This window comes from Variovorax sp. LjRoot84, assembly GCF_964254305.1.
GTDB lineage: Bacteria > Pseudomonadota > Gammaproteobacteria > Burkholderiales > Burkholderiaceae_C > Variovorax.
On the sequence record NZ_CAXUTE020000003.1, the window covers coordinates 412,724 to 439,394 of the forward strand.

Sequence of the window (26,671 nt, forward strand, 5' to 3'; positions counted from 1 at the left end):
TCGCGCAATCGGAGGGACGCCATGAGTAATGCAGCCAACGTGCGGATCGAGGGCGTGTCCAAGACCTATGAAGTGCGCGCCGGCGAAGACGTGAAGGCGCTTGACAGGGTCGACCTCGACATCGCCCCGGGCAGCTTCGTGGCCATCGTCGGGCCCAGCGGTTGCGGCAAGAGCACGCTGCTGTCGCTGCTGGCCGGCTTGACCCCCGTGTCCTCGGGTCGCCTGCGCATCGACGGCGACGAGGTCGTCAAGCCGCATCCGAAGGCGGGCGTGGTTTTTCAGTCGGACCTGCTGCTGCCGTGGCGAAGCATCATCGACAACGTGCTCCTGCCCGTTGAGATCAAGGGGCTGGATCGCGCGGCCAGCGCCAGCCGCGCCCGCGAGCTGCTTGCCCAGGTGGGCCTGCAGGGCTTCGACAACAAGTTCCCATTCGAACTCTCTGGCGGCATGCGCCAACGGGTGGCCATCTGCCGCGCTCTGATCCAGGAGCCGGGGCTGCTGCTGATGGACGAGCCCTTCGGCGCGCTCGACGCACTGACGCGCGAGCAGATGATCATGGATCTGCAGACCATGTGGCTGCGGCTGCGCAACACCGTGCTGTTCATCACGCACGGCATCGACGAGGCGGTGTTCCTCGCGGACCGCGTCATCGTCATGTCCCCGCGGCCCGGTCGCGTGGATCTCGACCTGGCCATCGATATCCCGCGCCCGCGCCGCTGGAGCGGCATCCACGAGAACCCCGCCTTCCAGCACCACGTGCGCCAGGTGCGGGAGATGTTCGAATCCAAGGGCGTTCTGGTCGCTCACTGAGGTACAGCATGAAAGTTTCGATTCTGGGCGCCGGCGCCGGCGGCGCCGCGGCCGTGGCCGAGCTCACGCAGGCCGGCCATGACGTGGTTCTGTGGAACCGATCTTCCGAAACGCTCGCGCCCTTTCAGGCGCTGCAGGGCGTTCGCCACGACGGCGTGCTCGGCTCGGGAATCGCACGCCCGCGCCTGATCACCGCCGACCTGAAGGCCGCGATCCAAGGCGCCGATGTTGCGGTCGTGACGCTGCCGACCTTTTCTCACGCGCCGGTCGCGCGCGCTTTGGCCGCCGCGGGCTGGCCGGCGAACCGGCCGGTCGTGCTCAACCCGGGCCACACCGGCGGTGCGCTGGAGTTCGCCCATGCCTGGCGCGAAGTGCGGGCCGACCTGCCGCCGATCGCCGAGTTCTCCACCCTGACCTACGTGGCGCGCAAGTACCAGGCGGACAGCGTGACCGTCACCGGACGTGCACGCCAAGTGCGTGCGGCCGCATTGCCGGGCGGGGATGCGGCATTGGCCGCCGCCTGCGCGCTGTTCCCGGGAGCCTCGCCCGTCGGTGACGTGCTCGCCTCCGCGCTCGCCAACGCCAATCTCGTTCTACATCCGCCGGGCGCGGTGCTCGCGGCCGCGTGGGTCGAGGCGACGCAAGGCGATTTCACCTTCTACGTCCAGGCCATGACGCCCGGCGTGTCGCGCACGATGCGCGCTCTCGACGACGAACGGCTCGCGGTCGCCGGCGCCTTTGGCCATCGGCTGCCCAACCTGATCGAGGAAATGAAGCTGATCGGAACGGTCGAATCCTCGGTCGGCGATACGCAAGACTTCATGGCCGCGATCGCGGGCGGCGAAGCGAACAAGCGCATCAAGGGCCCCGACTCGCTCCAGCACCGGTATTACCGCGAGGACTTCGGGCATGGCCTGCTGCCGTTCCTGGAACTCGCGGCCATCGCCGGCGTCGCCACGCCGGTGGCGCGATCGCTCTTCACGCTGGCGCAAGCGCTGGTCGGCATCGACTACGCCAAGGGCGGGCGCACCGCTGAGGCGATGGGGATCGAAGGAATGTCCAGAAACGAACTTCTACAACATGTGAGGCAGCCATGAACTGGGATCAAGTCGTCATCGCGATCGTCGGCGGCGATCGCCGAGAACAGGAGATCGCGCGCTGCGCAGTGGCCGCGGGGGCGCAGGTGCGTGCCTACGGCTTCCCGTGGCCCGAACAGGGCATCGCAGGGGTTCGGCATACGGCCAATGCGCGCGAAGCGCTGGAAGGTGCCGATATCGCGCTCTTCCCGATTCCCGGCATCGCGCCCGACGGCGCGCTGTTCGCGCCCCAGTGCGCGGAACGCATCATTCCCGACAGCGCGACGCTCGGCGGCATGCGCCGCCCGGGCCACATCGTCCTGGGCTGGGCCGACGCCAAGCTCAAGGCGCACTGCGAGGCCATCGGCATCACGCTGCATGAGTACGAGTGGGACGAGGATCTGATGCTGCTGCGCGGGCCGGCGATCGTCGAAGGGATGCTCAAGGTGCTGATCGAGAACACCGACATCACGATCCACAAGGCCAAGGTGTGTCTGGTGGGGCAGGGCACCATCGGCTCCCTTGTCACGCACACCTTGCTGGCGCTCGGCGCGCGCGTCCACGTCGCGGCGCGCAATGCTGTGCAGCGCGCCGCGGCGCATGCCGCCGGCGCCGAGTCGCACGAGCTGCCCGCGCTGGCGGACGTGCTGCCAGACACGGACATCGTGATTGCGAGCGTGCCGGCGCGCGTGCTCGGGCGCGAGCTGCTCGAGAAGCTGCCCCCGCACGCCCTGCTGGTCGATCTGGCCGCGCCTCCAGGGGGCATCGACCGCGATGCAGCGCAGGAACTGGGCCTCAAGTTCGTCTGGGCGCGCGGTCTCGGCGCGCGAGCGCCCATCACCGTGGGCCGCAGCCAATGGAGTGGCGTGCGACGCCGCATCGACGACATTCTGAAGGGAATCCAATGAGCCAAGCCGACCTGGTGATTCGCAACGCACGCGTGGTGCGGCACGACGGAGAGTTTCACGGCGGTGTGGCCGTGAAGGACGGAAAGATCATCCTGACGGGCGCCGACAGCGCCCTGCCCAGGGGCCATCGCGAGATCGACGCCGGTGGTCGCGTGCTGATGCCAGGCCTCATCGACCCGCACTGCCATCTCGGAGTCAAGTACCCCTATGCCGAAGACATGCGCACGGAGATGGCCGCCGCGGCTTCGGGCGGCGTGACCACGGCGCTGCTGTATATCCGCAACCTGAAGCCTTCCTATCTGCCGTTCTACGAGGAGCGCAAGGCGGTCGGCGAAGAGAACTCGATCATCGACTTCGGGTTCCACTTCGGCATTCAGCGCGAGGAGCACATCGCGGAGATCCCCGAAATCGTCGCCAAGACCGGGGTGCGCTCGTTCAAGTGCTACTTCGGCTACGAGCCCGACAACCCGATCGGCATCGTTCCGGCGACCGACGGTTGGGTGTACGCAGCGATGCGCATCCTGGCGAAGATTCCCGGCGGCGTGATCAACGTCCACTGCGAGAACACGCAGATTGCTTCGTGGCTCAAGAACGAGATCAAGGCGACGGGTCGGCAGGACCTGGGCGCCTACACCGAATCACGCCCCGCCTTCTGCGAGGTCGAGACGATCCGCCGCATGATCTTCCTGGCCGAGCGCACGGGTTGCTCGCTGCACCTGGTGCACACATCCGTCGGCATGGGGCCGGTGCTCGCCGCCGAGGCGCAGGCCCGTGGCGTGCACGTCACCGTCGAGACCTGCCAGCACTACCTCACGCGCACGGCCTACGACAGCGACCTCGACATGCGCGCGAAGATCTCACCACCGCTGCGCGACAAGGAGGAACAGGAAGGCCTCTGGCGTGGCGTCCTGAACGGCTCCGTCTACAGCCTGGGCACGGACCACGTCCCCTTCCTGCCGAAGAAGCTGGAAGACCTCTGGAGCGAACTGCCGGGCGTGGTGTCCTTCCCCTGGGAGCTTTCGCTGATGCTGCACTTCGGCGTTCACCAGCGCGGCCTGCCGCTGTCGCGGCTGGTGCAGCTCAATTCCGCCAATCCCGCGCGCCGCTTCGGCCTCTGGCCGCGCAAGGGCAACATCGAGGTCGGCTTCGATGCCGACATGGTGCTGGTCGACCTCGACGAGGAGCGCACGGTCAAGCACACCGGAAAGGGCACCTGCATCTACGAAGGCTGGAAGCTCAAGGGCTGGCCCGTGCTCACCGTGGCCCGAGGCGCAGTCCTCTACGAGAACGGCGCGATCGACGAGAGCCACTTCGGGCGAGGACGCTGTCTCTCGGTTCCCGCCTGATCGCGCGGGCACGACATGGAAACCGGACTTGACACGCCGATGAGGGGCAGCGCGGCGCCGGCCGCGCGCAGCCTGGGCGAGCGCATCGACGCGCTGCACGTCGCGGCGCGCGAGCTCGCGCAGCGCCCGCAGCGCCCGCGACGGGAGCGCCTGTCCGGCATCCACAACCCCTGGGGCCACGGGTCCGCGCTGATCGATCCCTGGCTGCTGCTGGACCTCTGCGAAGACCCGGAAATCCTGGACTGCGTGGAAGCCCTCATCGGCCCCGACATCGTCCTGTGGGACACGGAGCTGTACCTGGAGGCCGCGGCCTACCAGCGCTTCGTCAGGGAAGGGCGGGAGGGCCGCTACTGGCCGGCGATGCCGCTGCAGGGCGCGGTGGTGCTGGTGCCGGCGGCCAATGCCGCGCAGCACCCGACCTGCATGGACCTTGCACAGATGGCACGCGAGGGCTTGCCGGCGCTGGATCCGCTGTCGCCGCTCTATGTGCTGCGCTACATGCCGGCGACGAGCCACTTCGTGCGCGACGGCCGCGCGCTCGCCAACTGGGCGGCGATGGAGGAGCAGCCGCTCATCAACTACACAACCCGTCCGCTCTGGCTCATGCGTGGCGAGGATCGGGCCGGCAGTGATTTCGTCACGGGCTTTTCGCCGCCGGTGCCTCGCTGGGCCGGCAACCAACCTAAGGAGAAATGACATGCCATTCGTGATCGTCGAAATGTGGCAGGGCCGCACCGTCGAGCAGAAGCGCAACCTGGTCAAGGCCATCACGCAGGCCATGGTCGACCATGCGGGCTGCAAGCCCGACCACCTGCACGTGGTGATCCACGACACGCCCAAGGACAGCTGGGGACGCGACGGCGTGCTCGGCATCGACATGAAGGAAAACTGATGACTCTCGACACTCTCGATCCGCGCAGCTCGGCCCTGTTGGTCATCGACCTGCAGAACGCATTCATCCATGACAAGGGCACCCTCGGCATCTCGGGCGTCGACACGAAGCGCCTCTCGGCGATCGTGCCGACGCTCGCCGAGCTGATCCCGCGCTGCCAGGCCGCGGGCATCCCGGTGATCTGGACCGTGCAGGAACACTTCGCGGTCGATGCGAGCCGGGCCCGCAAGAAGCTGGCCGGCCACACGTCTCGGCGCAAACAGGTTTCCGCGCTCGCGGGCAGCTGGGACGAGGAGATCGTCGAGGAGCTCAAGCCGCTCGCCGCGGTCAACCCGGCCTACGTGATCCGCAAGCACCGCTTCGGCGCCTTCTACGAGACGCGCCTGGAGATGATGCTGAAGATGCTGGGCACCCGGACCCTGTTCGTGGCCGGAACGACCACGAATGCCTGTGTGGAGACCAGCATCCGCGAGGCCTACCTGCGCGACTACGACGTGGTGGCGCTCGACGATTGCATCTCCGGCGTCAATGGCGAATGGGAAGAGACGGCCAAGAAGGTCTGGAAGCAGTACTTCTGCGAGATCTCCGATTCGAAGGAGATGCGCGCGTGGATCGATGCGCAGTCGGCACCGCGTACGCTCGGCTTCGGCCACATGCTGCTGATGGTGCAGGACGTGCCGCGCTCGGTGGGCTTCTATGTCGACCAGCTCGGCTTTTCGATCCGGCCGGCCAAGCCGCTCGCCGACGGCAGGCCGTTCACCGCCTTCCATCAAGGAGTGGCCATCGTCGGAGGGCGTGCACCTTCGCATCGGCAGATCGATCACATCGCGTTCGAGGTCAACGACGTGCGCGCGCTGCGCGACAAGCTGAAGAAGTCCGATGTCGAGTTCCAGCAGGACCTGCATGACGGGCCCTACGGCCTGACGATCTACGTGACCGATCCCGACGGCACGCGCGTCGAGCTGTACCAGGTCGGCGCAACCGCCTGAGCGGTCGCCACGCGCACGCCCGCAGTCGCGGGCTCTTTTCGATAGGCGACGTACGGCCGTGAAGTGCCGTGCATCGCCGTGTCCGAACACAATCCGAGGGGGACATCCATGCTGATAGGCGTGCCGGCCGAAACTGCGCCAGGCGAAACCCGTGTGGCCGTCACTGCGGAGACGGCCAAGAAGCTCGTTGCACAGGGCCACACCGTGCGCATCCAGTCCGGCGCCGGCGTGGCGGCCAGCGTCACCGATGCGGCCTACCAGGCCGCCGGGGCGGAGATCGCCGACGGCAACGGCGCCTTCGGCGCCGACATCGTGCTCAAGGTGCGCGCGCCGAGCGATGCCGAGGCGGCGCTCATGAAACCCGGCACCGTCGTCATCGGCATGCTCAACCCCTTCGATGCCGCTGTACTCCAAAGGCTCGCGACGGCGGGCCTCACCGGCTTCGCGCTCGAAGCCGCGCCGCGCACCACGCGCGCGCAGAGCATGGACGTGCTGTCGAGCCAGGCCAACATCGCCGGCTACAAGGCCGTCATGATCGCGGCCGACAAGTACCAGCGCTTCTTTCCGATGCTGATGACGGCCGCCGGCACCGTGAAGGCGGCGCGCATCGTGATCCTCGGCGTCGGCGTCGCCGGCCTGCAGGCCATCGCCACCGCCAAGCGGCTCGGGGCCGTCATCGAAGCGAGCGACGTGCGCCCGAGCGTCAAGGAGCAGGTCGAGTCGCTGGGTGCCAAGTTCATCGATGTTTCCTACGACACCGAGGAAGAGAAGGAAGCGGCGCAGGGCGTCGGCGGCTACGCCAAGCCGATGCCCCAGAGCTGGCTCGACCGGCAGAAGATCGAGGTGGCCAAGCGCGTGGCCGCGGCCGATGTCGTGATCAGCACCGCGCTGATCCCGGGGCGCGCAGCGCCCACGCTCATCACCGAAGACATGGTCAAGTCGATGAAGCCGGGCTCGGTCATCGTCGACCTCGCTGCCGGCAAGGGCCCCGACGGCGTGGGCGGCAACTGCCCGCTGTCTGAGGCCGACCGGACGGTGATCAAGCACAACGTGACCATCGTCGGCGAGACCAACCTCGCGGGGCTGGTGGCCGCCGACGCCTCCTCGCTCTACGCGCGCAACGTGCTCGACTTCATGAAGCTCATCGTCGGCAAGGAAGGCGCGCTCAACATCGACCTCGAGGACGACATCGTGGCCGCCTGCCTGATGAGCAAAGACGGTCAAGTCACGAAGAAATAACAATCCCCGTTCGGGCTGAGCCTGTCGAAGCCTTTCGACAAGCTCAAGGCGAACGGCCAATCTGGAGAAGCCATGGATCCCGTTTCCCACACCGTCATCAACCTGATCATCTTCGTGCTGGCCATCTATGTCGGCTACCACGTGGTCTGGACCGTCACGCCGGCGCTGCACACGCCGCTGATGGCCGTGACCAATGCGATCTCGGCGATCGTGATCGTCGGCGCCATGCTGGCGGCCGCGCTCACCGAATCCGGCCTCGGCAAGACCATGGGCGTGCTGGCCGTGGCGCTGGCCGCGGTCAACGTCTTCGGCGGCTTCCTCGTCACGCGGCGGATGCTGGAGATGTTCAAGAAGAAGGACAAGAAGGCCAATCCGTCGGTTTCGGCCGCCAAGGCGGAGGGCCACTGACCATGTCGATGAACGTCGTCACCCTGCTGTACCTGATCGCGTCGGTCTGCTTCATTCAATCGCTCAAGGGCCTGAGCCACCCCACCACCTCGATCCGAGGCAACATCTTCGGCATGGTCGGCATGGCGATCGCCATCCTGACCACCGCGGCCTTGATCGTGCAGATCGCAGACGGCAAGGCCATGGGCATGGCCTGGGTGCTGCTGGGCCTGGTGGCCGGCGGCGGCTACGGCGCCTACCGCGCCAAGACCGTCGAGATGACGCAGATGCCCGAGCTGGTGGCCTTCTTCCACAGCATGATCGGTATGGCCGCGGTCTTCATCGCCGTGGCGGCGGTGGTCGAGCCCTGGGCCTTCGGCATCGTTCCCAAGGGCGAGCTCATCCCCGCGGGCAACCGGCTCGAGCTGTTCCTGGGCGCGGCCATCGGCGCCATCACCTTCAGCGGCTCGGTCATCGCCTTCGGCAAGCTCTCGGGCAAGTACAAGTTCCGCCTGTTCCAGGGCGCACCGGTTCAGTTCAAGGGCCAGCACATGCTGAACCTGGCGCTGGGCTTGCTGACCATCGCGCTCGGCCTGGTGTTCGTCTTCACCGAGAGCTGGACGGCCTTCTTCCTGATGGTGCTGCTGTCCTTCGTGATGGGCGTGCTGATCATCATCCCGATCGGCGGCGCCGACATGCCGGTGGTGGTCTCGATGCTCAACAGCTACTCGGGCTGGGCCGCGGCCGGCATCGGCTTCAGCCTGAACAACGCGATGCTGATCGTCGCCGGCTCGCTGGTGGGCTCCTCGGGTGCGATCCTGAGCTACATCATGTGCAAGGCGATGAACCGCTCGTTCTTCAACGTGATCCTGGGCGGCTTCGGCGGCGAGGCGGCGGCGGCTTCCGGCGGCGCCAAGGAGCAGCGCCCGGTCAAGAGCGGCAGCGCCGACGACGCGGCCTACATGCTGTCCAATGCCGAGACCGTGATCATCGTGCCGGGCTACGGCCTGGCGGTGGCCCGCGCCCAGCATGCGGTCAACGAGCTGGCCGAGAAGCTCACCCACAAGGGCGTGACAGTGAAGTACGCGATCCATCCGGTGGCCGGACGCATGCCGGGCCACATGAACGTGCTCCTGGCCGAGGCCGAGGTGCCCTACGACCAAGTGTTCGAGATGGAAGACATCAACGGCGAATTTGCGCAGGCCGACGTCGCGATCATCCTGGGCGCCAACGACGTCGTGAACCCGGCGGCGCTCACCAAGGGCACGCCGATCTACGGCATGCCGATCCTGGAGGCCTACAAGGCCAAGACGGTGATCGTGAACAAGCGTTCGATGGCTGCGGGTTATGCCGGTCTGGACAACGAGCTGTTCTACATGGATAAGACCATGATGGTCTTCGGCGACGCCAAGAAGGTGGTCGAGGACATGGGCAAGGCGATCGAATAGGGTCAAGTCCTGCCGCAATGCCCGCGTTGGGCTTTCCCTTGGTCGGAGCGCCCAGTGGGCTGTCAAGCGCGATCGCCGCCGTGGGACAACTCGTCGGCGTGAAAGAACCCTGCTTCTTGCAGGTTGCGCAGAGCAATATCCAGAATACGCGCCGTTGTCTCGCTGCGGTGATGCGCCAAGTACGAGAAGTAATAGGGCACGTTCGGCACCGCCGGCTTGGCGCGCAACACCTGCAAGGATTTTTCGGCGACCTGTCGGCGTGTGATCGATGCGGGCAGCATGGCAATCGCGTGGCCGGAGGCGACTAGCGCCACCATCAGCGAGAGCGAGTTGCAACTGCTGTACTCCTCGAACGGATAGCCGTCGGAGGCCAGCCAGCGCGATGCCGATTCATGCAAGGTCGACGGCGGCGCATTGCAGACGATGCGGTGATTCAGGGCGTGGACCGGCAGGAAGTCACCCTCCGACATCATCAAGTCGTGGGCCGCCACCCACTGGTGCTGGGTCAGCCCGATGAACTGGCTTGTCACGTCGGGCTGGCTGCTTTGCCCCGTGTGCAGCGCAATGTCCAGTTCGTGGTTGTTGATCTTTTGCAGAAGTTGGGCGCCTGCGCCCACTGTCAGGTCCACGCGAAGCGCCGGATAGCTGTCCTTGATGTCCTTGAGGATCTGCGGCATCCCGACGATTGCGCAGGACTCATCCACCCCCATGCGCATCAAGCCTGTGATGGTGCGCCGCAGATCGAGCCGCGCCATGTCCTGCGCCGACGCCAGCACGCGCTCCGCATATACGAGCACATTGCGACCCAACTCCGTCACCAGCAGGCGCTGGTTCTGGCGCTCGAACAGCTGGATACCCAGTTCCTCCTCAAGGTCGCGAATGCGGTGCGAGATCGCGGGCTGGGTGAGATGCAAGTGGCGCGCCGCCGCATGCACCGTGCCGAGACGCGCGGTCCACACAAAAGCTTCCAGCTGGTGCAGCGTGAACCGCGTTGATAAAGAACCTGTATTAACCATCGTGAGAATTGATCAGTATCTGCGCCGCGTGTGTCTACCTACGATGGCCGTCATTCACAACGACGATATCCGAAATGACTGGCATCGAACTCGGGGAGTTGCCGCCGCCTTGCGCGCCGCAGCTGCTGACCCTTCTGAAGGAGGCCGAACCGGCCACCATCGGCCACTTTCACGACCGCGGCTTCCTGCATGGCCGCGTCAAAGCTATCACGGCGGTAAGACGCAGCGTCGGAACCGCCATCACCGTGCGCTGCGAGGGCTCGGATGGATCGATCCTGCATCATGCGCTGGGACAACTGCGGCCCGGGGATTTCCTGTTCGTCGACCGCGCGGGCGACGAGACGATTGCATGCATGGGGGGCGCCAGCGTCCTGGCCGCGCGTCTTCGCGGTGTCGCAGGCGTGGTCGTGGATGGCTGCGTCACGGATATCGCAGAGCTGCGCGAGCTCGGCGTGCCGGTGTGGGCCCGCGGCCTGAGCGCCCGCACCACGCGTGCCGTCGGGCAGTCGGGCAACTTCTGCCGCCCGGTGGAATGCGGGGGCGTGCGCGTGCATCCCGGCGACGCGGTGCTGGCTGACGAGAACGGCGTTCTGGTGATGACGCCCGACGAGGCGTGGGTCTTGGCCGACAAGGCCATTGGCCTTCAACAGGCCGAGCAACAAACGTTGGCACGGCTGCGCGCCGGCGAGTCCTATCCTCAAGTGCTGGGCACGCGACTTGGTCTTCAGGAGGTGGCGGCGTGACGAGCTCCCACCAGAATAAGCCGCCCGCCTTCGCGCCGATTGCGAAACTGTCACGTGCCTTGCGAACAGGGCGGATGAGTTCGGTGGCCCTCACGCAGGAGTGTCTTCGCCGCATTGCAGCGCATGACGTTGACTTCAGGAGCTTCCTGGCCGTTTACGAGGAAGAGGCCCTGGCGGCCGCGGAACAGGCCGACCAGGAGCTTCGCGCCGGCCGTGATCGGGGCTCACTACACGGCATCCCGGTAGCGCTGAAGGACCTGGTGAACATGCAAGGCAAGCCGACCACTGCAGGCTCCCCGCTGCTGTCGACCAACATCGCGCAGCAGGATGCAGGCATTGTCCAACGCATCGTCGACGCCGGCGGGGTGATCGTCGGCAAGACCCATCTGGTGCAGTTCGCACTGGGCGCCTGGGGCACCAATGCGCACATGGACACGCCACGCAACCCAGCCAGTCGCGGCACGGACACTCTGGTGGCAGGCGGCTCCAGCAGCGGATCGGCGGTGGCCGTGGCGGCCCACCTGGTACCGTGGGCAATCGGCTCCGACACCGGCGGTTCGGTTCGCGTGCCAGCGGCCTTCTGCGGCATCGTAGGCTTCAAGCCGACCATCGATGCGCTGCCGCGCACGGGCGTCTACCCGCTCAGCGAGAGCCTGGACAGCCTGGGCCTGCTTGCGTCGTCGGTGCAGGATGCCCGGCTGTGCTTCGAGGCGCTCGTCGGCGCCCCCATAGCGACCCCGGAAACTCGCCGCCGGATCGGTGTCCTGGAAGCGGACGAACTCGCGCCACTCGCACCGCCCATCGCGCGTTGCCACGCGCAGAGCCTGAAAAGGCTCGAGCAGGCGGGCTTCAGCCTGGTGCCGATGCGTTTTCCAGCGCCGCTGGCGGCGTTCAAGGAGGTCACCAACGCCATCATGATCGCCGAGGGCGCCTGGGTGAACCATCGGTTCCTGGATGACCCGGGCTTGCCGATGGATCCGTCCGTACGGCCGCGGCTTATCGCCGCCCGGGCGACCACGGCCGTGCAGTACCTCGAGGCCAGGGCCACCGCGGCGAGCTGGCAGCGGGCCTTCGCCGCTGAGATGGACCGACTGGGTCTGTCCGCCGTCGCCATGCCCGTCACGGCCATGACCGCGCCACGCATCGAAGACGTCGATCACAATCTCGCGCCGGTCCACTTCACCCGCCCGATCAACCTGCTAGCGCTGTGCGGCATCGCGCTGCCGGCCGGACAGGACGGCGATCAACGACCCATTGGACTGCAACTGGTCGCACGGGCGGGCGACGATCACGCGCTACTGAACGTTGCGTCCGAAGTTGCCGCCGCTCTACATCCTGATCCTGATCGCGCTCTGTCGCAGGAGCCTTGCCGTGCGTAGCAGGCTGCTCGCCGTCCTGCTGGCGTTCGTCGTGCCGTGCGCGGGCGCGCAGGACTATCCGCGGAAGCCAGTGCGCCTGGTCGTCCCGTTCCCACCGGGCGGCAGCGTCGACCTGGTCGCGCGCCTGGTTGGCAAAAGCCTGCAGGACGCCCTGAAGCAGCCCTTCGTGGTCGACAACAAGCCGGGCGCCTCCGGCAACGTCGGTGCCGCCTTCGTCGCCAAGGCCGCGCCCGACGGCTACACGCTCCTGGTCGGCAGCGCCGGCATCTTCGCCACCAACCAGTTCCTGTATGCCAATCCGCCCTTCGATCCCTTGCAGGCCTTCGCGCCCATCATGCGGATTGTCGACCAGCCCAACATTCTGGTCGTGGGCACGCAGTCGCCGGCGCGCAGCGTCAAGGAACTGATCGCGATGGCGAAGGCGCGTCCGGGGAAGCTGACCTTCGGTAGCGCCAGCATCGGCTCCGCCCAGCATTTCTCCACGGAGATCTTCATGCAGCAGGCGGGCGTCACGCTCCTGCATGTTCCGTACAAGGGTGGCGCCCCAGCTCTCGTGGATCTCATGGGCGAGCAGATCGACATGCTGTTCGATACCTCGCCCACTGCCCTGCCTTACGCGAGGAGCGGCAAGCTGCGTGCGCTGGCCATTACCAGCGGCCAGCGTTCGCCGCTGCTTCCGGACGTCCCCACGATGAAGGAAGCGGGCTTGCCCGGTTTCGAGGTCGTCACCTGGACCGGCATCGCCGCACCGGCCGGCACGCCCCGTGCCGTGATCGACACGATCAACGCAGCGATCAAGGTCGCGCTGCGCGGCGAGCTGCGCCGGCAGCTGGAGGAGACCTCTCTCATTCCGGTCGGCGACTCGCCCGAAGCCTTCCGGGAATTCATCCGAAATGACGCGGACACCTACGCGCGCCTGGTGAAGGCCGCAAACATCACGCCCCAGTGACCCACTTGATTGGATGCAAATGAAGACTGCCTTGAAACATGCGCTGTGTGCCCTCTCGCTCGCGATGACCGGCTTCGCTTCAGCGGCCGATTACCCGGACAAGCCCATCCGCATCGTGGTTCCCTACCCGCCCGGCGGCGCATCCGACACGGTGTCGCGGCTTATCGGGCAGCAGCTTTCGCTGCGGCTCAAGCAGCCGGTGGTCATCGAGAACAAGCCGGGCGCCACCGAACAGATCGCGGCCAGCTTCGTTGCCAAGGCAAGCCCGGACGGTTACACGATCCTGCTGGCCTCCACCGCCGGGCTGTCGGTCAATCCCACCCTCTACAAGGGACGGCTCGCCTACGACCCCGAAAAGGACTTCGCGCCGATCACGATGGTCGTGACCCTGCCCAGCGTCGTCATGGTCCACCCTTCGCTGCCGGTCAATTCGTTCGAGGAACTCACGGCGTTCGCGCGGTCTTCTCCGACACCGATCAACTATGCGTCCAGCGGCGCTGGCAACCCCAGCCACCTGGGCATGGAGCTGTACAAGCGGGTGGCGACTCTCGACATGACACATGTGCCCTACAAGGGTGGCGCGCCCGCGCTCCAGGACCTGATGTCAGGTCAGGTGTCGGTGATGATGGCCATCGGTCCGGAGTCGATGCCGATGGCCAAGGCGGGCAAGATGAAGGCACTCGCCATCACCACGGCGAAGCGCTCGAGCGCCTATCCCGGGCTGCCCGCGGTCTCCGAAACCAAGGGCTTCGCCAACTTCGAACTGCTGCACTGGTTCGCCCTGCTTGCACCCGCGAAGACGCCCGACCCCGTCATCACACTGCTGAACAGAAATGTGAACGAGATCTTGCAGGATGCAGACGTCAAGAAGCGTCTGATCGAGATGGGCATGGAGCTCGAAGGCGGCTCGCCCCGGAAACTGGCCGAGACGGCCAAGCGGGACCGGCTCAAGTGGGAGAAGGTGATCACCGAATCGAACATTCGGATCGACTGATCCGCTGCCGATCGACATCAACCGAAAGAGAGCTGACATGGTTTTTTCTGGCAAGGGCATCCTGATCTCGTCGATGGAAGTGGCTCCGGACGAGGAAGCCGACTTCAACGAATGGTTCGACCGCGAGCACTTGGCCGAGCGAGTGGCGATCCCTGGTTTTCTCGAGGCGCGCAGGTATGTATCTACTGGCGCCCCTACCCGGTATCTGCAGGTCTACAACACCACCGATTTCGATGTGCTGGACGGCGCGCCTTATCGGGTTGCCTTGGCGAATCAGACCGTCTGGTCCAACCACCATATTTCCCGATTTATCGCGCCGACGCGCGTGGTCGGACGCTTGGTACACAGCGTAGGGGTCGCGCGCGGCGTCGCAGTCGCACTCATGCGACTGCGCCCGTCGGGCGATCCGGCCATGATGCCGCTGCTTGCGAGCGTTCTGGACGTGCTCGATCATCCGGGCACGGCTTCGATCCACTTCGTCGAAGCCGATGCCGAGCTCTCCAGGCCCGTAACGGCGGATTCGAGCTATATCGGCGGAGAAGACTCCTACGTGCTCCTGGAATGCACCAGCGAGGCGGCTGCCGAGCCAATCGTGGCCCAACTGGAAATACCAGTGCAGAAGTACGGAGAACTGATCGACGCGCGCATTTTCCGGTACCGCATGGATATCAGGGCATCGGCGCTGGCGGTGCGTTAGGGCGCGCACATCATGATCGTCTATATTGCCTACATGTTCGTGCCTATCGTCACGGCTCGGACGGAAGGCTCGACCTCTGCGCTGGGCAGAGGACCAGGTCGACGTCTCCGGCGAAAGTGCATTGCCTAAATCGCCTTCAGCCACAGAGTTCCGTCAGCAGTCTGAAAGTGTCGTCGCCGATCCGACGAACGATCCGTCCCGTCGCCGGCGGCGAAGCTGCTGCTCACGCATCTCGAAGGATTGGCAGCCGCACGCGCGAAGTGACGCTCCGCGCGTGCGGCTGCGCGAGCCCCAGTTCCGCGATCACGCTGGCACGCGCATGTTCATCGTGATGGTGGCCGCCGGAGTTGCCATCGCTGTGCCTCGGATCCAGGAGCTGGACCGGGCAACGATGCGACATTTCTATTTGGGCCAAATGCGACATTACTATTTGGGGCCTACAGGCAATAGCTCAGCAAGCCTTGTTACGTTGAATCCGCCGACTCAGGACAAAAACGGCCGCGTGAGAATGGCCAGCGGACCGTCACCATGACGACGCGGCACTGGCAGGTCTTGTCGGCGTCCGGCAATTGCCGAACACCATCGCCGGTGCGGACTGGGTGGGCACGACAACGGACATGGGAAGTCCCAAATGTTGAATGTCGCCACGAACGACTGAACGCCAACCTTGCGTTGCAATAGTGTGCGAATGCGCTCAGCGCTTCAAGGCCCTCAATCTGCCCATCATGCCAAAGGCCGAGACCAGATGACTGATGCGGCCGCGCGACTCCACGGCGACTACCTGTGTCATCACCATGCCAATACCGCCGATTAGGCGCGCGCATAGTGAGCCGACGCTCCGATATCAAGAAGCTGACCGACAGCGCAATCATCGACTTGAAGGTCCGACGCGCGTTAGAACTTTCTCGTGAATCATGGATCATCAAGCGCGCCCGATGGGCGGACGCGACCCATGCGCCTCGAAAAGAAGATCGTAGGCGAACCGCTCTACCTGTTGTCAGTCCCGACGCCGAGACAGAGCCAATGCGAGCTTGCCTGAGGCAGTTGCAATGCGGCCTCTGCAAAAAAAAGCACGCGGGCCCTGCAAGAAGGCTGGTCGCAGGTGCTCGAATTGCACCATCATTTCGCCATGGCCTTACGCAACTGCACACTCCACCGACGATGCACGCTTTTGGTTTACTTCGGCGCGCTGGTGCTGAGCCTCACGTCTGCGAGCGCTGCCGCGCAAGCTGCCTCTGCGCAGCGGCTTCGCGTCGTCGGCGGACTCGCCAGCGTGAGTCAATACACGCTGCACGAGGAGCCCTTCTGGAACCATGAGCTGGCCCGCCTGAGCGGCGGCAAGTACAGCGCAAGCATTGTTCCGTTCAACCAGGCCGGTGTTCCCGGGCCGGAAATGCTCAACCTCATGAAGCTGGGGGTGGTTCCGTTCGGCACGGCGCTGCTGAGCCAGATCTCCAACGACCATGCCGAGCTGGGGGCACCGGACCTGGCGGGCCTGAATGCGGACATGCCATCGCTGCGGCGTGTCGTCAGTGCATTCCGACCGTATCTGGAGAGCACCTTGCGCGAACGTCACGACGTGGAGCTGCTCGCGATCTACGTCTATCCGGCGCAGGTCATCTTCTGCAAGCAGCAGATGAAGCATTTGACCGACCTGGCGGGCCGGCGCATCCGCGTCTCGGGTGCCGCGCAGGCCGATTTCGTCCGGGCGCTGAACGGCACGCCGGTCTTCACCGAGTTCTCAGAGCTAATGTCCAACATGAACTCGGGCAACACGGACTGCGCGATCACCGGCGCGATGTCGGGCAACACCCTGGGGCTGCATCGCGTCACGAGCTCTATCTACACGATGCCCATCAACTGGGGGCTTGCAATTTTCGGCGCGAACAAGGAGGCCTGGAATGCGCTGCCGACGGAACTGAAAACGCTGTTGCGACGCGAGCTTCCGAAGCTCGAGGCCGCTGTCTGGACCGAGTCAGCGCGCGAGACCAGTGAGGGCGTGGCGTGCAACACCGGTGCCGCCGCATGCGCACCCGACAGGAGAGGCGCGATGGTCGAGGCGCGCCCCTCCGCAGAAGATCAACAGCGCGGGCGGGAGATCTTCGCGACGAAGGTATTGGCCAAGTGGCTGCAGCGCTGTGGCTCCCTCTGCGCGCAGGTATGGACCCAGACCGTCGGACCGGCGACGGGAATCAAGGCGCCGGCACAGTGAACAGGCGCCTGCCTCGCCGCACCACCGCATTCATCTACGGTGTGGCGACGCTGTTTCTCCTCGGGATCCTTTCGAGCGCCACCATCATGACATGGGAAATGCGCAAGAAGGCGATCTCCGACAGCGAGCGCCTGGCGATGCGATTCGTGAGCGGATCGGAAGCCGCGCTCAATCGCGGCCTGCTCAGCATCGACATGCTCCTCGCCGCCCAGGGACAGTTTCTGCAGTCGTCCACTGCAGCTACAGTGGCAACGAACGCGCTGAGACCCGACGCCTTGCAGCTGCTGGATGCGGTCGTGCGCCAGAACCTGCTGGTGCGGCACATTGCTCTTCTGCGGCCGGACGGCGCCGTGCTGTCGTCATCCGATCGACGGCGAGACAAGCTGACGATGCAAGTGCCCCCTGAGTTCCTGGAGCGCGTTGCGGCACAGTCAGTCTCGACGCTGGACATCAGCACGCCGACGATCAGTCAGTCCAGCTCGCAGCAGGTGCTTTACTTTGCCCGCAGCATGCGGCTGTCCGACGGGAGCAGGATCGTGGCCGTGGCCGAAGTGCCGACTTCCCTACTGACTACGATCCTTACGCAGGGTGCTGACATCAAGGGGCTGCAGGTCACGCTGGAGCGCAATGCCGGGCCGTTGCTGGCCAGCGTGCCTGCGCACGACGATCGCTCGGGTCGCGCCATCTTGCCGGCACTGAGCGAGCAGACCAGCGACGGACGCGCCATGCGAATGGCCGCGCGCCTCAGCGGCGAGCAGGCCATTGTTGTTGCACGTCCCACGCTGCACCGAAACCTGCTGATCGTCGCGAGCATCCCCCTCAGTTTTGTGCTGGAAGACTGGCGCGCGCAGCGCTCGTTCATCCTTGGAACGGCGCTGAGCTTTGCGCTGATGATCCTGCTGGTCAGCTGCTTCGCCCACCTCCAACTGCGGCGCCTGTGGCGCTCCAGCGCTCAGCTTGTGCGCTCGAAATCAACATTGGACCAGGCGCTGGAGTCCATGGTGGATGGCTTCGTGCTGCTCGATGCGCAGGATCACATCGTGACCTGGAACCGGCGCTTCCTGAAAATCTTTCCCTGGGCCGAGGCGACGATCGCTTCGGGCCTGCCATTTCAGTGCGTCATCGACCAGACGGCCGCGCGCCTGGGCCGTGGGGGTCCCGAGAGCCAGCGCCACGCAGAGGGCGGCGCGGAGTCGGCTCTGGCCAGTGGGGCGCAGGGCGAAGAGGAGATCGTCCTGTCCGGCGGCCAGATCATCGTCTGCATCAGAAGCCGCACACCCGACGACGGGCTCGTGTGCGTGTATCGCGACGTCACCGAGAAAAGGCGGCATACCGCCGCCATCGTGGAAAGCAAGGCGCAGTTGCAGGCGACGCTGGATGCGTTGCCAGACCTGCTGCTGGAAGCCGGGCTGGATGGGCGTTGCCATCTGTTCCATGCGCCGCGCGCCGCGCCCTCCGTCGTCGACGCCCAGGACCCCGTCGGCAGGCTGCTGAGCGAGTTCCTGCCCGCCCAGGGCGCGGCGGAGGTGATGGCAGCGCTTCACGAAGCCCACACGGTGGGCTTTTCTCGAGGCCGCCAGTTCGAGCGTCCCGCCGCGCAGGGAGCGACATGGTTCGAGATTTCGGTGTCGCGCAAGTACCTTGACGAGGAGGAGGAACCGCGCTTCATCGTCATCCTGCGCAACATCACCGATACCAAGCTGGCAGCCCGGGAGATCGAGCACCTGGCGTTCTATGACGTTCTCACGGGCCTGCCCAATCGTCGGCTCTTGCTGAATCGGCTGGAGGGGGCCATCGACGCCAATGCACGACATGGCCGGCACGGCGCCCTGCTGTTCCTGGATCTGGACAACTTCAAGCTGGTCAACGACGCCCATGGCCACGAGACGGGCAACGTCCTGCTCAAGCATGTGGCGACGCGACTCAACGCCAATACGCGCAATGGCGACACGCTTGCCCGGCTCGGCGGCGACGAGTTCGTGATGATGCTGCAAAGCCTCGGCGAGGACCCGGACGTGGCGTTGCGGCAGACCGCGGGCGTCGGCGAGGCGATGCTCGCCGAACTCAGCCAACCCTATCTCCTTGGCGCCCACCAGTACCACGGCACCTGCAGCATGGGGGTCACGCTCTTCGATGGCCAGCAGCAGTCGCTCGAAGCACTGCTGAAGCAGGCCGACATTGCCATGTACTACGCCAAGACTGCCGGCGGAAACGCCATGCGCTTCTTCGAGGCGCCGATGCAGGCCACGATCACGGCTCGCGCGACGCTCGAACGCGAGTTGCGCTCCGCGCTCGCGGGTGATCAGTTCCTGCTGCACTACCAGTCCCAGGTGACCTCGAGCGGTCAGATCGTGAGCGCGGAGGTCCTGCTGCGCTGGCAGCACCCGACGCGAGGCATGGTGCCGCCCTTCAATTTCATCGACCTGGCCGAAGAGACCGGGTTGATCGTGCCCTTGGGTTTGTGGGTCCTGGAGGCAGCATGCGAGCAGCTGGAACGCTGGAGTCATCATCCCGGTCGGCGAGACTTGGGGCTGGCCGTCAACGTCAGTGCGCGGCAGTTTCGGGAAAGCGATTTCGTGCAGCAGGTCCGGGAGGTGCTCAGCCGGACGGGCGCCGACCCGACACGACTCAAGCTCGAACTGACCGAAAGCCTCGTACACGACAACGTGACGGACACCATCGAGAAGATGAAGTCGCTCGCTGCGATGGGCATCCGCTTCTCGCTGGACGATTTCGGCACGGGCTATTCGTCACTTTCCTACATGACGCAGCTCCCGCTGAACCAGATCAAGATCGACAAGTCCTTCGTCCAGAACATCGGCATCGATCCCAAGGTCGAATCGATCATCCAGACCATCATCGGCATGGCGCGCAACCTAGAGCTGGAGGTCGTGGCAGAAGGCGTTGAAACGCGACAGCAGCTCGGCTTTCTCGAGAAGCATCGCTGCACGCTATTCCAGGGCTATCTGTTCAGCAAGCCGGTGCCGCTGCCGGAATTCGAAGCCCAGCTCGACCTCGAGATGGTGGGATGAGCTCAGACCGCCGCGGGCCGATTTGCAACAGGAGCAGCTTCGGCCGCTGGGGCGGCCGAAGCCGGTCAACCAGGAGCGCCGGAGTGCAGGAGCTCGGACCTTGATGCTACTTTGCGTATGGATCCGGAACCATCGTAGGGCACTCGACGGGACCCATGCCTGGGTGTCATGGCCTTTGTGGTCGCAGGAGCCCCTGCAAGCCGCGCAGATCGAGGAAGGTCTCGCGCGGGACGCGATGGCGCGATGGCGCGCTGGCCGCCGTGCCGCAACGCGCGCATCACCACGAAACCTCCCTGTGTAAGAACATGCGCATCAGCCTGAACACGCGCATCAGCCTCGGCGTCGCTGCGGTGGTACTCGCAGCCACGCTGGCGGTTGCCACGGTCGCATTGCACCTGGTCAAGTTCAGCAGGCAGTCGTCGATTGCGAACGAGCAGTTCGCCCGCGTCACTGCGATCGCCGACGCGGTGGACCAGAAGTTCGTCAGCCGCCGAACGCTGCTGAAGACCCTCGCCGATAGCACGCGGTCGCATGCCTTCGCCGATCCCGAGGCCTTGCAGGCTTTTCTCGGAGAGCACGCATCGCTGCGGGAAGCCTTCGCCAATGTCGCGTTCTTCGACACCGACGGCCGGCTGGTCGCAAGCCTCAACGCCTCGCCTCATATGGGACAGGTGAGCATCGCGGATCGGACGTACTTCAAGGAAACCGTCGCATCCAAGGCGGGCAGGATTTCGCAGCCGTACAGCAACCGCCTCAACGGCCAAGCCCAGGTTGCAATCACGCAGCCGGTGCTCGACCGCGCCGGGCAATTGCAGTTCGTGATATCCGGCGCAATCAACCTGGGAGAGCGCAACTTCCTGGGCGAGCTTGCAGACATCAAGTTCGGCGCCGCCGGCTACCTTTTCATCATCACCACCGACGGCATCGTGATCGACCATCCTCGCAAGTCGCTCATCCTGACGCAGTTCAACGCCGATGGCGGCGAGGACAGCGAGACCGACCAGGCGCTCGCCGGTTTCGAGGGCACGGCCGAAGGGTCCAACCGGGCAGGCCTGCGGGGTCTCTATTCGTTCAAGCGCATCCAGCAGACCCCCTGGATCGTCGGCGCCATGTATCCGCGCAGCGAAGCCTTCGCGCCGATCGAAGCCGTCGCGCGGGTCGCATGGGCCGGCGCGCTCGCCCTCTCCCTGCTCGCAGGGGCACTCGGACTAGCGTTCGTGCGGCAGCAGCTCAGGCCCCTGGCCGAACTGCACCTGCACATGCGCGTGGCGCAAGACGATCATGTGTCGGCCTCGCGTGCGCCGCCCACCTATGCCCATGACGAGATCGGCGATCTGTCCCGCACCTTCGACCAGCTGATGCAGCAGCAGCGCGCCGGCGAGGCACGGCTGCGCACCATCACGGACAACATTCCGGCGCTGGTCTCGCATGTGGACGCTTCCCTGCACTACACCTTCGTCAACGCGCAGATCAGGGCACTGCACGGCAACGAAGGGCTGATCGGAAGATCGGTGGCCGAAGTGCGGGGCGCGGAGGAATTTGCCGTCGTCGAGCCTCACTACCTCCGCGCACTCGCGGGGGAGACGGTCGTCTTCGAAAAGAACGGGGACCCGGCACGTGGCCTCGGCGATCGGACCCACAAAACGCACTTCATCCCCGACCGGGACACGGGAGGGACGGTCCAGGGCATCTTCGCGATGACCTTCGACATCACGGATGAAGTCAACGCCCAGAAGGCGCTAGGTGTGCAGGAGAAGCGGCTGCGAGACATCACCGACAGCATCCCTGCGCTGGTCGGGTACTTCGATCGCGGGGAGAATTGCCTCTACGGCAACAGCCGGGCGCGGCAGATGGCGGGTCTTGGCGACGGGACGCTCGACGGCGTGACCCTGCGTTCTTCCGTGGGCGATGCGGTGTACGCGCAACACGAGCCACACCTCCCCAGCGTTCTCGCTGGAAAGCCCGTGCGTTTCCCGGTGCATGCCCCGCTGCACGGCAAGGACCGCTACTTCCAGGTGAACCTGATCCCGGATAAGGACCTGGAGGGAAGGGTGTTGGGCTTCTACCTGATGACCTTCAACATCACGGCACTGAAGGAGGCGGAACTGCGGGTGATTGAAAGCGAGACGCGCCTGCGCACGATCACGGACAACATGCCGGCGCTGATCACCTACATCGACCGCGACCAGAAGATCACCTTCGCCAATGGCACCTACCGGGAATGGCTCGGTGTGGAACCCTCCACCCTGGTGGGCAAGCACATCCAAGACATCGCCGGCCCCGATCTCTATCTCGTCCGCAAGGCAACGATCGAGCGGGCCTTGGCGGGCGAGCGGGTCGAGTTCGATGCCGAGACCAAGCGCGGGGATTTCGATCGCGTCACGCACGTCATCTACGTGCCGGACATCGGCGCAGACGGGAAAACCCACGGCATCTTCTCGCTCAGCCTCGACATCACGGCGCTCAAGCAGGTGGAGCGCAAGCTGATCGAGCTTGCCCGCGTGGACACGCTCACCGGCCTTCCGAACCGGCTTGCTTTCAACGAATGCCTGTCCAACACGATCGCGCGCGCCAGGCGTACCGGCAGCGCGCTCGCCCTGATGTTCCTCGACGTGGACCGCTTCAAGTCCATCAACGACACGCTCGGGCACGCGAGCGGCGACGAAGTGCTAGCGGAATTTGCAAGACGCCTCCATGAGAGCGTGCGAAGCTCGGACATGGTGGCGCGCCTGGCGGGCGACGAATTCGTGATCGTGCTCGAGGACATCAACTCGGAGGATGCTGCGGCGCTGATAGCAGGCAAGATCGTCGAGGGGATTCGCGAGCCGGCGTTCCAGGTCGACGGCCAGCTGCTGGAGGTCACAAGCAGCATCGGGGTTGCCTTCAGCCGCCCTGGCGAGGGCCCGCTCACGGCGGCAGAGTTGCTGGCGCAAGCCGACGCCGCGCTCTACAACGCCAAGGCGGCGGGGCGCGATCGCTTCGCAATGGCTCGCAGTGCCGCGCATGCGCCTTAGACCGGCAAGGCACGAGATGCTGGGACTTTTCGCTCTTGCCGCATGGAGCATACGCTGATGATCGCTCGGTTCCCTCCACGGACGGTGCGGCAATTGGGCTTTGATCTCCAGGAGCAGAAGAACGAGCGACCATGGGGAGATCGCACTCAATGGCGAGAGAAAGCAGAACGCCATCTTCGGTAGGGTCAGCGTCGAAGCAGCGAGGGCGATGCGAATCCCGGGAACGTACCTGGCAGCGGGGATATCAGCGTGGCAGGCGAGCGTTGCCATGGCGGGAGCCTGTCCGCAATTTTGTGTGCGAGGCATAGCCTGACGACCAGGAGCATGTATGCCCTGAAGGTGAAGAACGCCTGAAGCTCGAGGCCGCTGATGTCGCGCGGAAGTTTTCCTTGACAAGGCGGTCCTGAAGGTCAGGTCGACATTACTAAATCGCTCCTACAGTGTGGAGGAGGGCAAGCCTTGTTATGCTAAATGGAAGTCGTTCGATCTTGGCTGTCGAGGGTGAAGTCGGGCCCTGCAGCAGCACAGTGCATATGCCAAACCCTCCGCCAACGCAGGTCTGAATTTTGGAACGCTCCTGACGTACTGAGCAATGCGCCACGGACAACTGGGGCCGGGGGCCTGGGCCTGGGCACGATCTACTCGGCCTCGTCAAGAAACAGCTTGGTACTCAGCCCTTTGAGCTCTGCCGAAATGTCGTCTGCCGCCTTTTCCAGGGCCATGGAAGCTAAGACACGCGGTCTTCTGGAACGGAAGACCTCACCGACGAACAATTGGCAGCTCCGCGCACGTCTGGCGCCGAAGAGCCTTTCATGGTGAGAAGCACGCGCGGCCGCCGTCCAGCCCGACCGTGGTGACGTTCGATCCGGTGTCCGTGTCGGCCGCCTCTGACTGGACCTCCAGGCCCTGCGCATCCAGTCGCCTACCAACATCCAGCGTATGCCGTCGCACCGTGCTCGTGGCGTTGGCTCCAGCCACCGGCAACAACAGCTCGAGCAACTCCGAGGACTTGGCATAAGGAATCGTGGCGGCCAGGCGGCTTTGGACGTACTCCAACTCCGCCGAGATCCAGGGCCGAGCCCGCCGTTCGCTTGGGACGGTGCTGCAACGACATTCGCATCGCCGCCAACGCGGCACCTTCACGACAACACTGCCAAACAGGCTGCGGTAGTGGACGTCGTGATAGTCCTTGATGGGGCGATTTAGGCCACAGCCATCGCATCGGCGCTTGCACGTCGACATCAGCTCGACCTGACGCGTGACGATTTGGGCCTGCATCCGCGCGAGCAGCGCCTTGGCATCGGCCAAGCCCAGCCTCAGAGTTTCGATGCTCGGCTGCGCATCGACTTCCAGCGTCAGCAGCGGCAACGCGTCCGACTCGGCAGTGCCGCCGGAAATGGAAAAACTGACTTTGATCTGCATGGCCAAGCTCCAAAGGCGCGCCAGGCGCCATTTTCCAGCCAGCGAACTCGCCCGCAGATTGGCCAATCGCGACAAGAACTCGCAAGTGAGCGTCTGCACACCCCACCATTTGAATCGCTCTCGATCGTGGTGGCAAATGGATTGCCCGTGCTGCGTAGGGCCAAGACCGAAAAGATCGCGGCACCGACGCCAAGACCCGCTACAAATGCGACATGAACGTCTTGTTCCACCGCGGCGTCGGCGCCGCCCTTGGCGCGGCCGCGCTCTTTGGCGCCGGAACGCCATTCGCGAAACTGCTGCTGGCGCATGCCAGCCCCTGGTTGCTCGCCGGTGTGCTCTATCTGGGCTCCGGCGTCGGACTGTTGATCTGGCGGGTCGTATCGCGCGCTCCGGCGGTGCGGCTCCAGCGCGCCGAAGTGGGGTGGCTTGCTGGCGCAGTGGTAGCGGGCGGCATGCTAGGACCGTTGCTGCTCATGACCGGCCTTGCGGGCATGGCCGCGGCCGACGCCTCACTGTTGTTGAACGCCGAGGCCGTGCTGACCGCCCTGATCGCCTGGTTCGCGTTCAAGGAGAACTTCGATCGCCGCATCGCCTTGGGAATGCTCGCCATCGTCGCCGGCGCCGTGATCCTCAGTTGGCCAAGCGAAGCGCGTGCCGGCGCCCTGTGGCCATCGCTGGCCGTGCTCGGTGCTTGCCTTGCCTGGGCGCTGGACAACAACCTGACGCGCAGGGTCTCCGTGACCGATGCTTCGTTCATCGCAATGACCAAGGGGCTGGCGGCGGGAGCGACAAATCTCGGGCTCGCTGTGGCAGCCGGCGCCCACTGGCCTTCCGCCTCAGTTCTGACGGGAGCCGGCATTCTGGGCCTGCTGAGTTACGGCTCCAGCCTGGTGCTGTTCGTGATCGCGCTGCGGCATCTCGGCACCGCGCGAACTGGCGCGTACTTTTCGGTGGCGCCATTCTTTGGCGCCGTAGTGGCGATCGGGCTGCTGGGCGAACCGTTCACCCTCCAACTTGCGTTGGCCGGTGTGCTGATGGCACTCGGTGTCTGGCTTCATTTGACCGAAAGCCATGGCCACTCGCATGTACATGAGCCGCTCGAGCACTCTCATGAGCACGAACACGATGAACATCACCGGCACGTACACGCCGACGGCGTCTCGCTTGCCGCGAAGCATGTGCACTGGCATCGGCATGAACCCATGACTCATGCTCACTCACACTATCCCGATGTCCACCATCGGCATCCGCACTGAGCGCGATGAGCACAACAGCACTCTTCGAATGACAGCTGCTCAGGGTGCGACTTTCGAGAATGGCAAAAGGCACTTGAAGGTCTACGAAGTCAATCGGATGACGAATCTTCATCACACGACCAAGGTGGACAGCCTGCAGCTGGCACTGGGCGCACTCGGTAGGCGTCTGGAGATGGCGCTCGTTTGAGTCTCACGTTTACGCACATCAACTTGGGAATGGAGGCACTATGTTCAAGAAGACCATCACCACGTTGGTGTTGCGCGCGTTCTTGCCGTGAAGCTGATGAAGGCCATCGCCGTCGTCGGCGTGGGCACGGCGGCGCTACTCGTGGTTGCCGCCATTTTCTTTGCTGGCGGCTGGTCGTTGAATGAAGCGGTCGTTACCCAAGACGACATCTCAATGTGCAGCGCAGGCAAGTTCGAGATTGAGAGCCGCAGTGCCCGCACCGAGGGCGGGCGAATCGTCGTCACTGCCGCAGTGCGCAACAAGAATTCCATTGCCTGTGGTGTGCAGGTGAGCGTCGCTATGAAGGACAAGGCCGGCAAGCAGATCGCTATCGAGCAGCTCTGGGTTGCGGGCGTCGGCAACATCCCCGCCGGCGCGACGCATAGCTTTCCGGTCTACCTGTCGCCCGAGGTGTCCAAGCAAGCGGAGGGTGGCGACTACGACATCAGGCCGACTAACGCGAGGGTCTGGAGGCAGCAATGAATTCCTTCGGTGCCATCTCCGCCGCATCCCGATAGCGGAGATGGCGCAGTTCGATCACCCGTGCACCATATCCCGAAGACCCATTGAATTGCGAGCTATCGGTATGCACGTGCTGATTGGGCTCATCGTGAGCATGCTCATGGTGGTGGAAGT

At 64.9% G+C, this 26,671-nt stretch carries 23 protein-coding genes; 21 read left to right on the top strand and 2 right to left on the bottom strand.

The window, feature by feature from the left end:
- Positions 1 to 21: 21 nt before the first annotated feature.
- From ACSQ9I_RS40330 to ACSQ9I_RS40375, 10 genes are all read left to right on the top strand, one after another.
- Positions 22 to 810, top strand: a complete 789-nt coding sequence (locus ACSQ9I_RS40330) for an ABC transporter ATP-binding protein (protein ID WP_436297414.1) — start codon at positions 22 to 24, stop codon at positions 808 to 810.
- An 8-nt stretch (positions 811 to 818) separates the two neighbouring features.
- On the top strand, positions 819 to 1,907 hold the full coding sequence (locus ACSQ9I_RS40335; RefSeq protein WP_436317449.1) for an NAD/NADP octopine/nopaline dehydrogenase family protein: 1,089 nt from the start codon (positions 819 to 821) through the stop codon (positions 1,905 to 1,907).
- Positions 1,904 to 2,794 (top strand): dipicolinate synthase subunit DpsA, encoded by an 891-nt coding sequence (locus ACSQ9I_RS40340; RefSeq protein WP_436297412.1) that lies wholly within the window; start codon positions 1,904 to 1,906, stop codon positions 2,792 to 2,794. The genes ACSQ9I_RS40335 and ACSQ9I_RS40340 overlap by 4 nt, the downstream gene beginning before the upstream one ends.
- On the top strand, positions 2,791 to 4,140 hold the full coding sequence (locus ACSQ9I_RS40345; protein ID WP_436317450.1) for a dihydroorotase: 1,350 nt from the start codon (positions 2,791 to 2,793) through the stop codon (positions 4,138 to 4,140). The genes ACSQ9I_RS40340 and ACSQ9I_RS40345 overlap by 4 nt, the downstream gene beginning before the upstream one ends.
- A gap of 15 nt (positions 4,141 to 4,155) precedes the next feature.
- Positions 4,156 to 4,836, top strand: coding sequence for a hypothetical protein (locus tag ACSQ9I_RS40350; protein ID WP_436317451.1), 681 nt, complete (start codon positions 4,156 to 4,158; stop codon positions 4,834 to 4,836).
- A 1-nt stretch (position 4,837) separates the two neighbouring features.
- Entirely contained in the window at positions 4,838 to 5,032 is a 195-nt protein-coding gene (locus tag ACSQ9I_RS40355) for a 2-hydroxymuconate tautomerase (RefSeq protein WP_309974565.1), read from the top strand.
- A complete protein-coding gene (locus tag ACSQ9I_RS40360; RefSeq protein ID WP_436317452.1) occupies positions 5,032 to 6,021 on the top strand; it encodes an isochorismatase family protein in 990 nt (329 codons plus the stop codon). The genes ACSQ9I_RS40355 and ACSQ9I_RS40360 overlap by 1 nt, the downstream gene beginning before the upstream one ends.
- Before the next feature lie 108 nt (positions 6,022 to 6,129).
- Positions 6,130 to 7,260, top strand: a complete 1,131-nt coding sequence (locus tag ACSQ9I_RS40365) for a Re/Si-specific NAD(P)(+) transhydrogenase subunit alpha (protein WP_436317453.1) — start codon at positions 6,130 to 6,132, stop codon at positions 7,258 to 7,260.
- 72 nt (positions 7,261 to 7,332) lie between these two features.
- Positions 7,333 to 7,668 (top strand): NAD(P) transhydrogenase subunit alpha, encoded by a 336-nt coding sequence (locus ACSQ9I_RS40370; protein WP_436317454.1) that lies wholly within the window; start codon positions 7,333 to 7,335, stop codon positions 7,666 to 7,668.
- Between the two features lie 2 nt (positions 7,669 to 7,670).
- Positions 7,671 to 9,095, top strand: a complete 1,425-nt coding sequence (locus ACSQ9I_RS40375) for an NAD(P)(+) transhydrogenase (Re/Si-specific) subunit beta (protein ID WP_436317455.1) — start codon at positions 7,671 to 7,673, stop codon at positions 9,093 to 9,095.
- Positions 9,096 to 9,157: 62 nt separating this feature from the next.
- On the opposite strand, the gene ACSQ9I_RS40380 is transcribed toward ACSQ9I_RS40375, so the two are convergent.
- Positions 9,158 to 10,111, bottom strand: coding sequence for a LysR family transcriptional regulator (locus ACSQ9I_RS40380; protein ID WP_436297406.1), 954 nt, complete (start codon positions 10,109 to 10,111; stop codon positions 9,158 to 9,160).
- A gap of 74 nt (positions 10,112 to 10,185) precedes the next feature.
- Here ACSQ9I_RS40380 and ACSQ9I_RS40385 point away from each other — a divergent pair, with 74 nt between their 5' ends.
- The 8 genes from ACSQ9I_RS40385 to ACSQ9I_RS40420 all read left to right on the top strand — a co-directional run bounded on the left by ACSQ9I_RS40385 (position 10,186) and on the right by ACSQ9I_RS40420 (position 23,131).
- Entirely contained in the window at positions 10,186 to 10,854 is a 669-nt protein-coding gene (locus ACSQ9I_RS40385; RefSeq protein ID WP_436297405.1) for an RraA family protein, read from the top strand.
- Positions 10,851 to 12,233 (top strand): amidase, encoded by a 1,383-nt coding sequence (locus ACSQ9I_RS40390; RefSeq protein ID WP_436317456.1) that lies wholly within the window; start codon positions 10,851 to 10,853, stop codon positions 12,231 to 12,233. Before ACSQ9I_RS40385 ends, ACSQ9I_RS40390 begins: the two co-directional genes overlap by 4 nt.
- Positions 12,226 to 13,182, top strand: a complete 957-nt coding sequence (locus tag ACSQ9I_RS40395) for a Bug family tripartite tricarboxylate transporter substrate binding protein (protein WP_436297403.1) — start codon at positions 12,226 to 12,228, stop codon at positions 13,180 to 13,182. Before ACSQ9I_RS40390 ends, ACSQ9I_RS40395 begins: the two co-directional genes overlap by 8 nt.
- Before the next feature lie 19 nt (positions 13,183 to 13,201).
- Positions 13,202 to 14,176 carry a Bug family tripartite tricarboxylate transporter substrate binding protein gene (locus tag ACSQ9I_RS40400; RefSeq protein WP_436297402.1) on the top strand — a complete coding sequence of 325 codons (975 nt, stop codon included), beginning with the start codon at positions 13,202 to 13,204 and terminating at the stop codon, positions 14,174 to 14,176.
- Positions 14,177 to 14,213: 37 nt separating this feature from the next.
- A complete protein-coding gene (locus ACSQ9I_RS40405; RefSeq protein WP_436317457.1) occupies positions 14,214 to 14,873 on the top strand; it encodes a hypothetical protein in 660 nt (219 codons plus the stop codon).
- A 1,102-nt stretch (positions 14,874 to 15,975) separates the two neighbouring features.
- The gene (locus ACSQ9I_RS40410) at positions 15,976 to 17,085 is read left to right on the top strand and encodes a TRAP transporter substrate-binding protein (RefSeq protein WP_436317458.1); all 1,110 of its coding nucleotides are present in this window, start codon (positions 15,976 to 15,978) and stop codon (positions 17,083 to 17,085) included.
- Positions 17,082 to 20,117 carry a bifunctional diguanylate cyclase/phosphodiesterase gene (locus ACSQ9I_RS40415; protein WP_436317459.1) on the top strand — a complete coding sequence of 1,012 codons (3,036 nt, stop codon included), beginning with the start codon at positions 17,082 to 17,084 and terminating at the stop codon, positions 20,115 to 20,117. The genes ACSQ9I_RS40410 and ACSQ9I_RS40415 overlap by 4 nt, the downstream gene beginning before the upstream one ends.
- A 305-nt stretch (positions 20,118 to 20,422) precedes the next feature.
- Positions 20,423 to 23,131, top strand: coding sequence for a diguanylate cyclase domain-containing protein (locus ACSQ9I_RS40420; RefSeq protein WP_436317460.1), 2,709 nt, complete (start codon positions 20,423 to 20,425; stop codon positions 23,129 to 23,131).
- 810 nt (positions 23,132 to 23,941) lie between these two features.
- Here ACSQ9I_RS40420 and ACSQ9I_RS40425 read toward each other — a convergent pair.
- Entirely contained in the window at positions 23,942 to 24,553 is a 612-nt protein-coding gene (locus tag ACSQ9I_RS40425) for a hypothetical protein (RefSeq protein ID WP_436317461.1), read from the bottom strand.
- 212 nt (positions 24,554 to 24,765) lie between these two features.
- On the opposite strand from ACSQ9I_RS40425, the gene ACSQ9I_RS40430 reads away from it, so the two are divergent.
- The 3 genes from ACSQ9I_RS40430 to ACSQ9I_RS40440 all read left to right on the top strand — a co-directional run bounded on the left by ACSQ9I_RS40430 (position 24,766) and on the right by ACSQ9I_RS40440 (position 26,518).
- Positions 24,766 to 25,809: a DMT family transporter gene (locus tag ACSQ9I_RS40430; protein ID WP_436317462.1), complete on the top strand. Its 1,044-nt coding sequence runs from the start codon at positions 24,766 to 24,768 to the stop codon at positions 25,807 to 25,809.
- Complete coding sequence (locus tag ACSQ9I_RS40435; protein WP_436317463.1) at positions 25,784 to 25,996, top strand: hypothetical protein; 213 nt, start codon at positions 25,784 to 25,786, stop codon at positions 25,994 to 25,996. Before ACSQ9I_RS40430 ends, ACSQ9I_RS40435 begins: the two co-directional genes overlap by 26 nt.
- A 96-nt stretch (positions 25,997 to 26,092) precedes the next feature.
- Positions 26,093 to 26,518: a hypothetical protein gene (locus ACSQ9I_RS40440; RefSeq protein ID WP_436317464.1), complete on the top strand. Its 426-nt coding sequence runs from the start codon at positions 26,093 to 26,095 to the stop codon at positions 26,516 to 26,518.
- Positions 26,519 to 26,671: the final 153 nt, after the last annotated feature.

What these genes read in the sequence shown, in the direction of transcription:
- ACSQ9I_RS40330 (WP_436297414.1), top strand. Translation starts at nt 22, where the DNA reads ATGAGTAATGCAGCCAACGTGCGGATCGAGGGCGTGTCCAAGACCTAT.
- ACSQ9I_RS40335 (WP_436317449.1), top strand. Translation starts at nt 819, where the DNA reads ATGAAAGTTTCGATTCTGGGCGCCGGCGCCGGCGGCGCCGCGGCCGTG.
- ACSQ9I_RS40340 (WP_436297412.1), top strand. Translation starts at nt 1,904, where the DNA reads ATGAACTGGGATCAAGTCGTCATCGCGATCGTCGGCGGCGATCGCCGA.
- ACSQ9I_RS40345 (WP_436317450.1), top strand. Translation starts at nt 2,791, where the DNA reads ATGAGCCAAGCCGACCTGGTGATTCGCAACGCACGCGTGGTGCGGCAC.
- ACSQ9I_RS40350 (WP_436317451.1), top strand. Translation starts at nt 4,156, where the DNA reads ATGGAAACCGGACTTGACACGCCGATGAGGGGCAGCGCGGCGCCGGCC.
- ACSQ9I_RS40355 (WP_309974565.1), top strand. Translation starts at nt 4,838, where the DNA reads ATGCCATTCGTGATCGTCGAAATGTGGCAGGGCCGCACCGTCGAGCAG.
- ACSQ9I_RS40360 (WP_436317452.1), top strand. Translation starts at nt 5,032, where the DNA reads ATGACTCTCGACACTCTCGATCCGCGCAGCTCGGCCCTGTTGGTCATC.
- ACSQ9I_RS40365 (WP_436317453.1), top strand. Translation starts at nt 6,130, where the DNA reads ATGCTGATAGGCGTGCCGGCCGAAACTGCGCCAGGCGAAACCCGTGTG.
- ACSQ9I_RS40370 (WP_436317454.1), top strand. Translation starts at nt 7,333, where the DNA reads ATGGATCCCGTTTCCCACACCGTCATCAACCTGATCATCTTCGTGCTG.
- ACSQ9I_RS40375 (WP_436317455.1), top strand. Translation starts at nt 7,671, where the DNA reads ATGTCGATGAACGTCGTCACCCTGCTGTACCTGATCGCGTCGGTCTGC.
- ACSQ9I_RS40380 (WP_436297406.1), bottom strand. Translation starts at nt 10,111, where the DNA reads ATGGTTAATACAGGTTCTTTATCAACGCGGTTCACGCTGCACCAGCTG.
- ACSQ9I_RS40385 (WP_436297405.1), top strand. Translation starts at nt 10,186, where the DNA reads ATGACTGGCATCGAACTCGGGGAGTTGCCGCCGCCTTGCGCGCCGCAG.
- ACSQ9I_RS40400 (WP_436297402.1), top strand. Translation starts at nt 13,202, where the DNA reads ATGAAGACTGCCTTGAAACATGCGCTGTGTGCCCTCTCGCTCGCGATG.
- ACSQ9I_RS40405 (WP_436317457.1), top strand. Translation starts at nt 14,214, where the DNA reads ATGGTTTTTTCTGGCAAGGGCATCCTGATCTCGTCGATGGAAGTGGCT.
- ACSQ9I_RS40420 (WP_436317460.1), top strand. Translation starts at nt 20,423, where the DNA reads ATGCGCATCAGCCTGAACACGCGCATCAGCCTCGGCGTCGCTGCGGTG.
- ACSQ9I_RS40425 (WP_436317461.1), bottom strand. Translation starts at nt 24,553, where the DNA reads ATGCAGATCAAAGTCAGTTTTTCCATTTCCGGCGGCACTGCCGAGTCG.
- ACSQ9I_RS40430 (WP_436317462.1), top strand. Translation starts at nt 24,766, where the DNA reads ATGAACGTCTTGTTCCACCGCGGCGTCGGCGCCGCCCTTGGCGCGGCC.
- ACSQ9I_RS40435 (WP_436317463.1), top strand. Translation starts at nt 25,784, where the DNA reads ATGTCCACCATCGGCATCCGCACTGAGCGCGATGAGCACAACAGCACT.
- ACSQ9I_RS40440 (WP_436317464.1), top strand. Translation starts at nt 26,093, where the DNA reads ATGAAGGCCATCGCCGTCGTCGGCGTGGGCACGGCGGCGCTACTCGTG.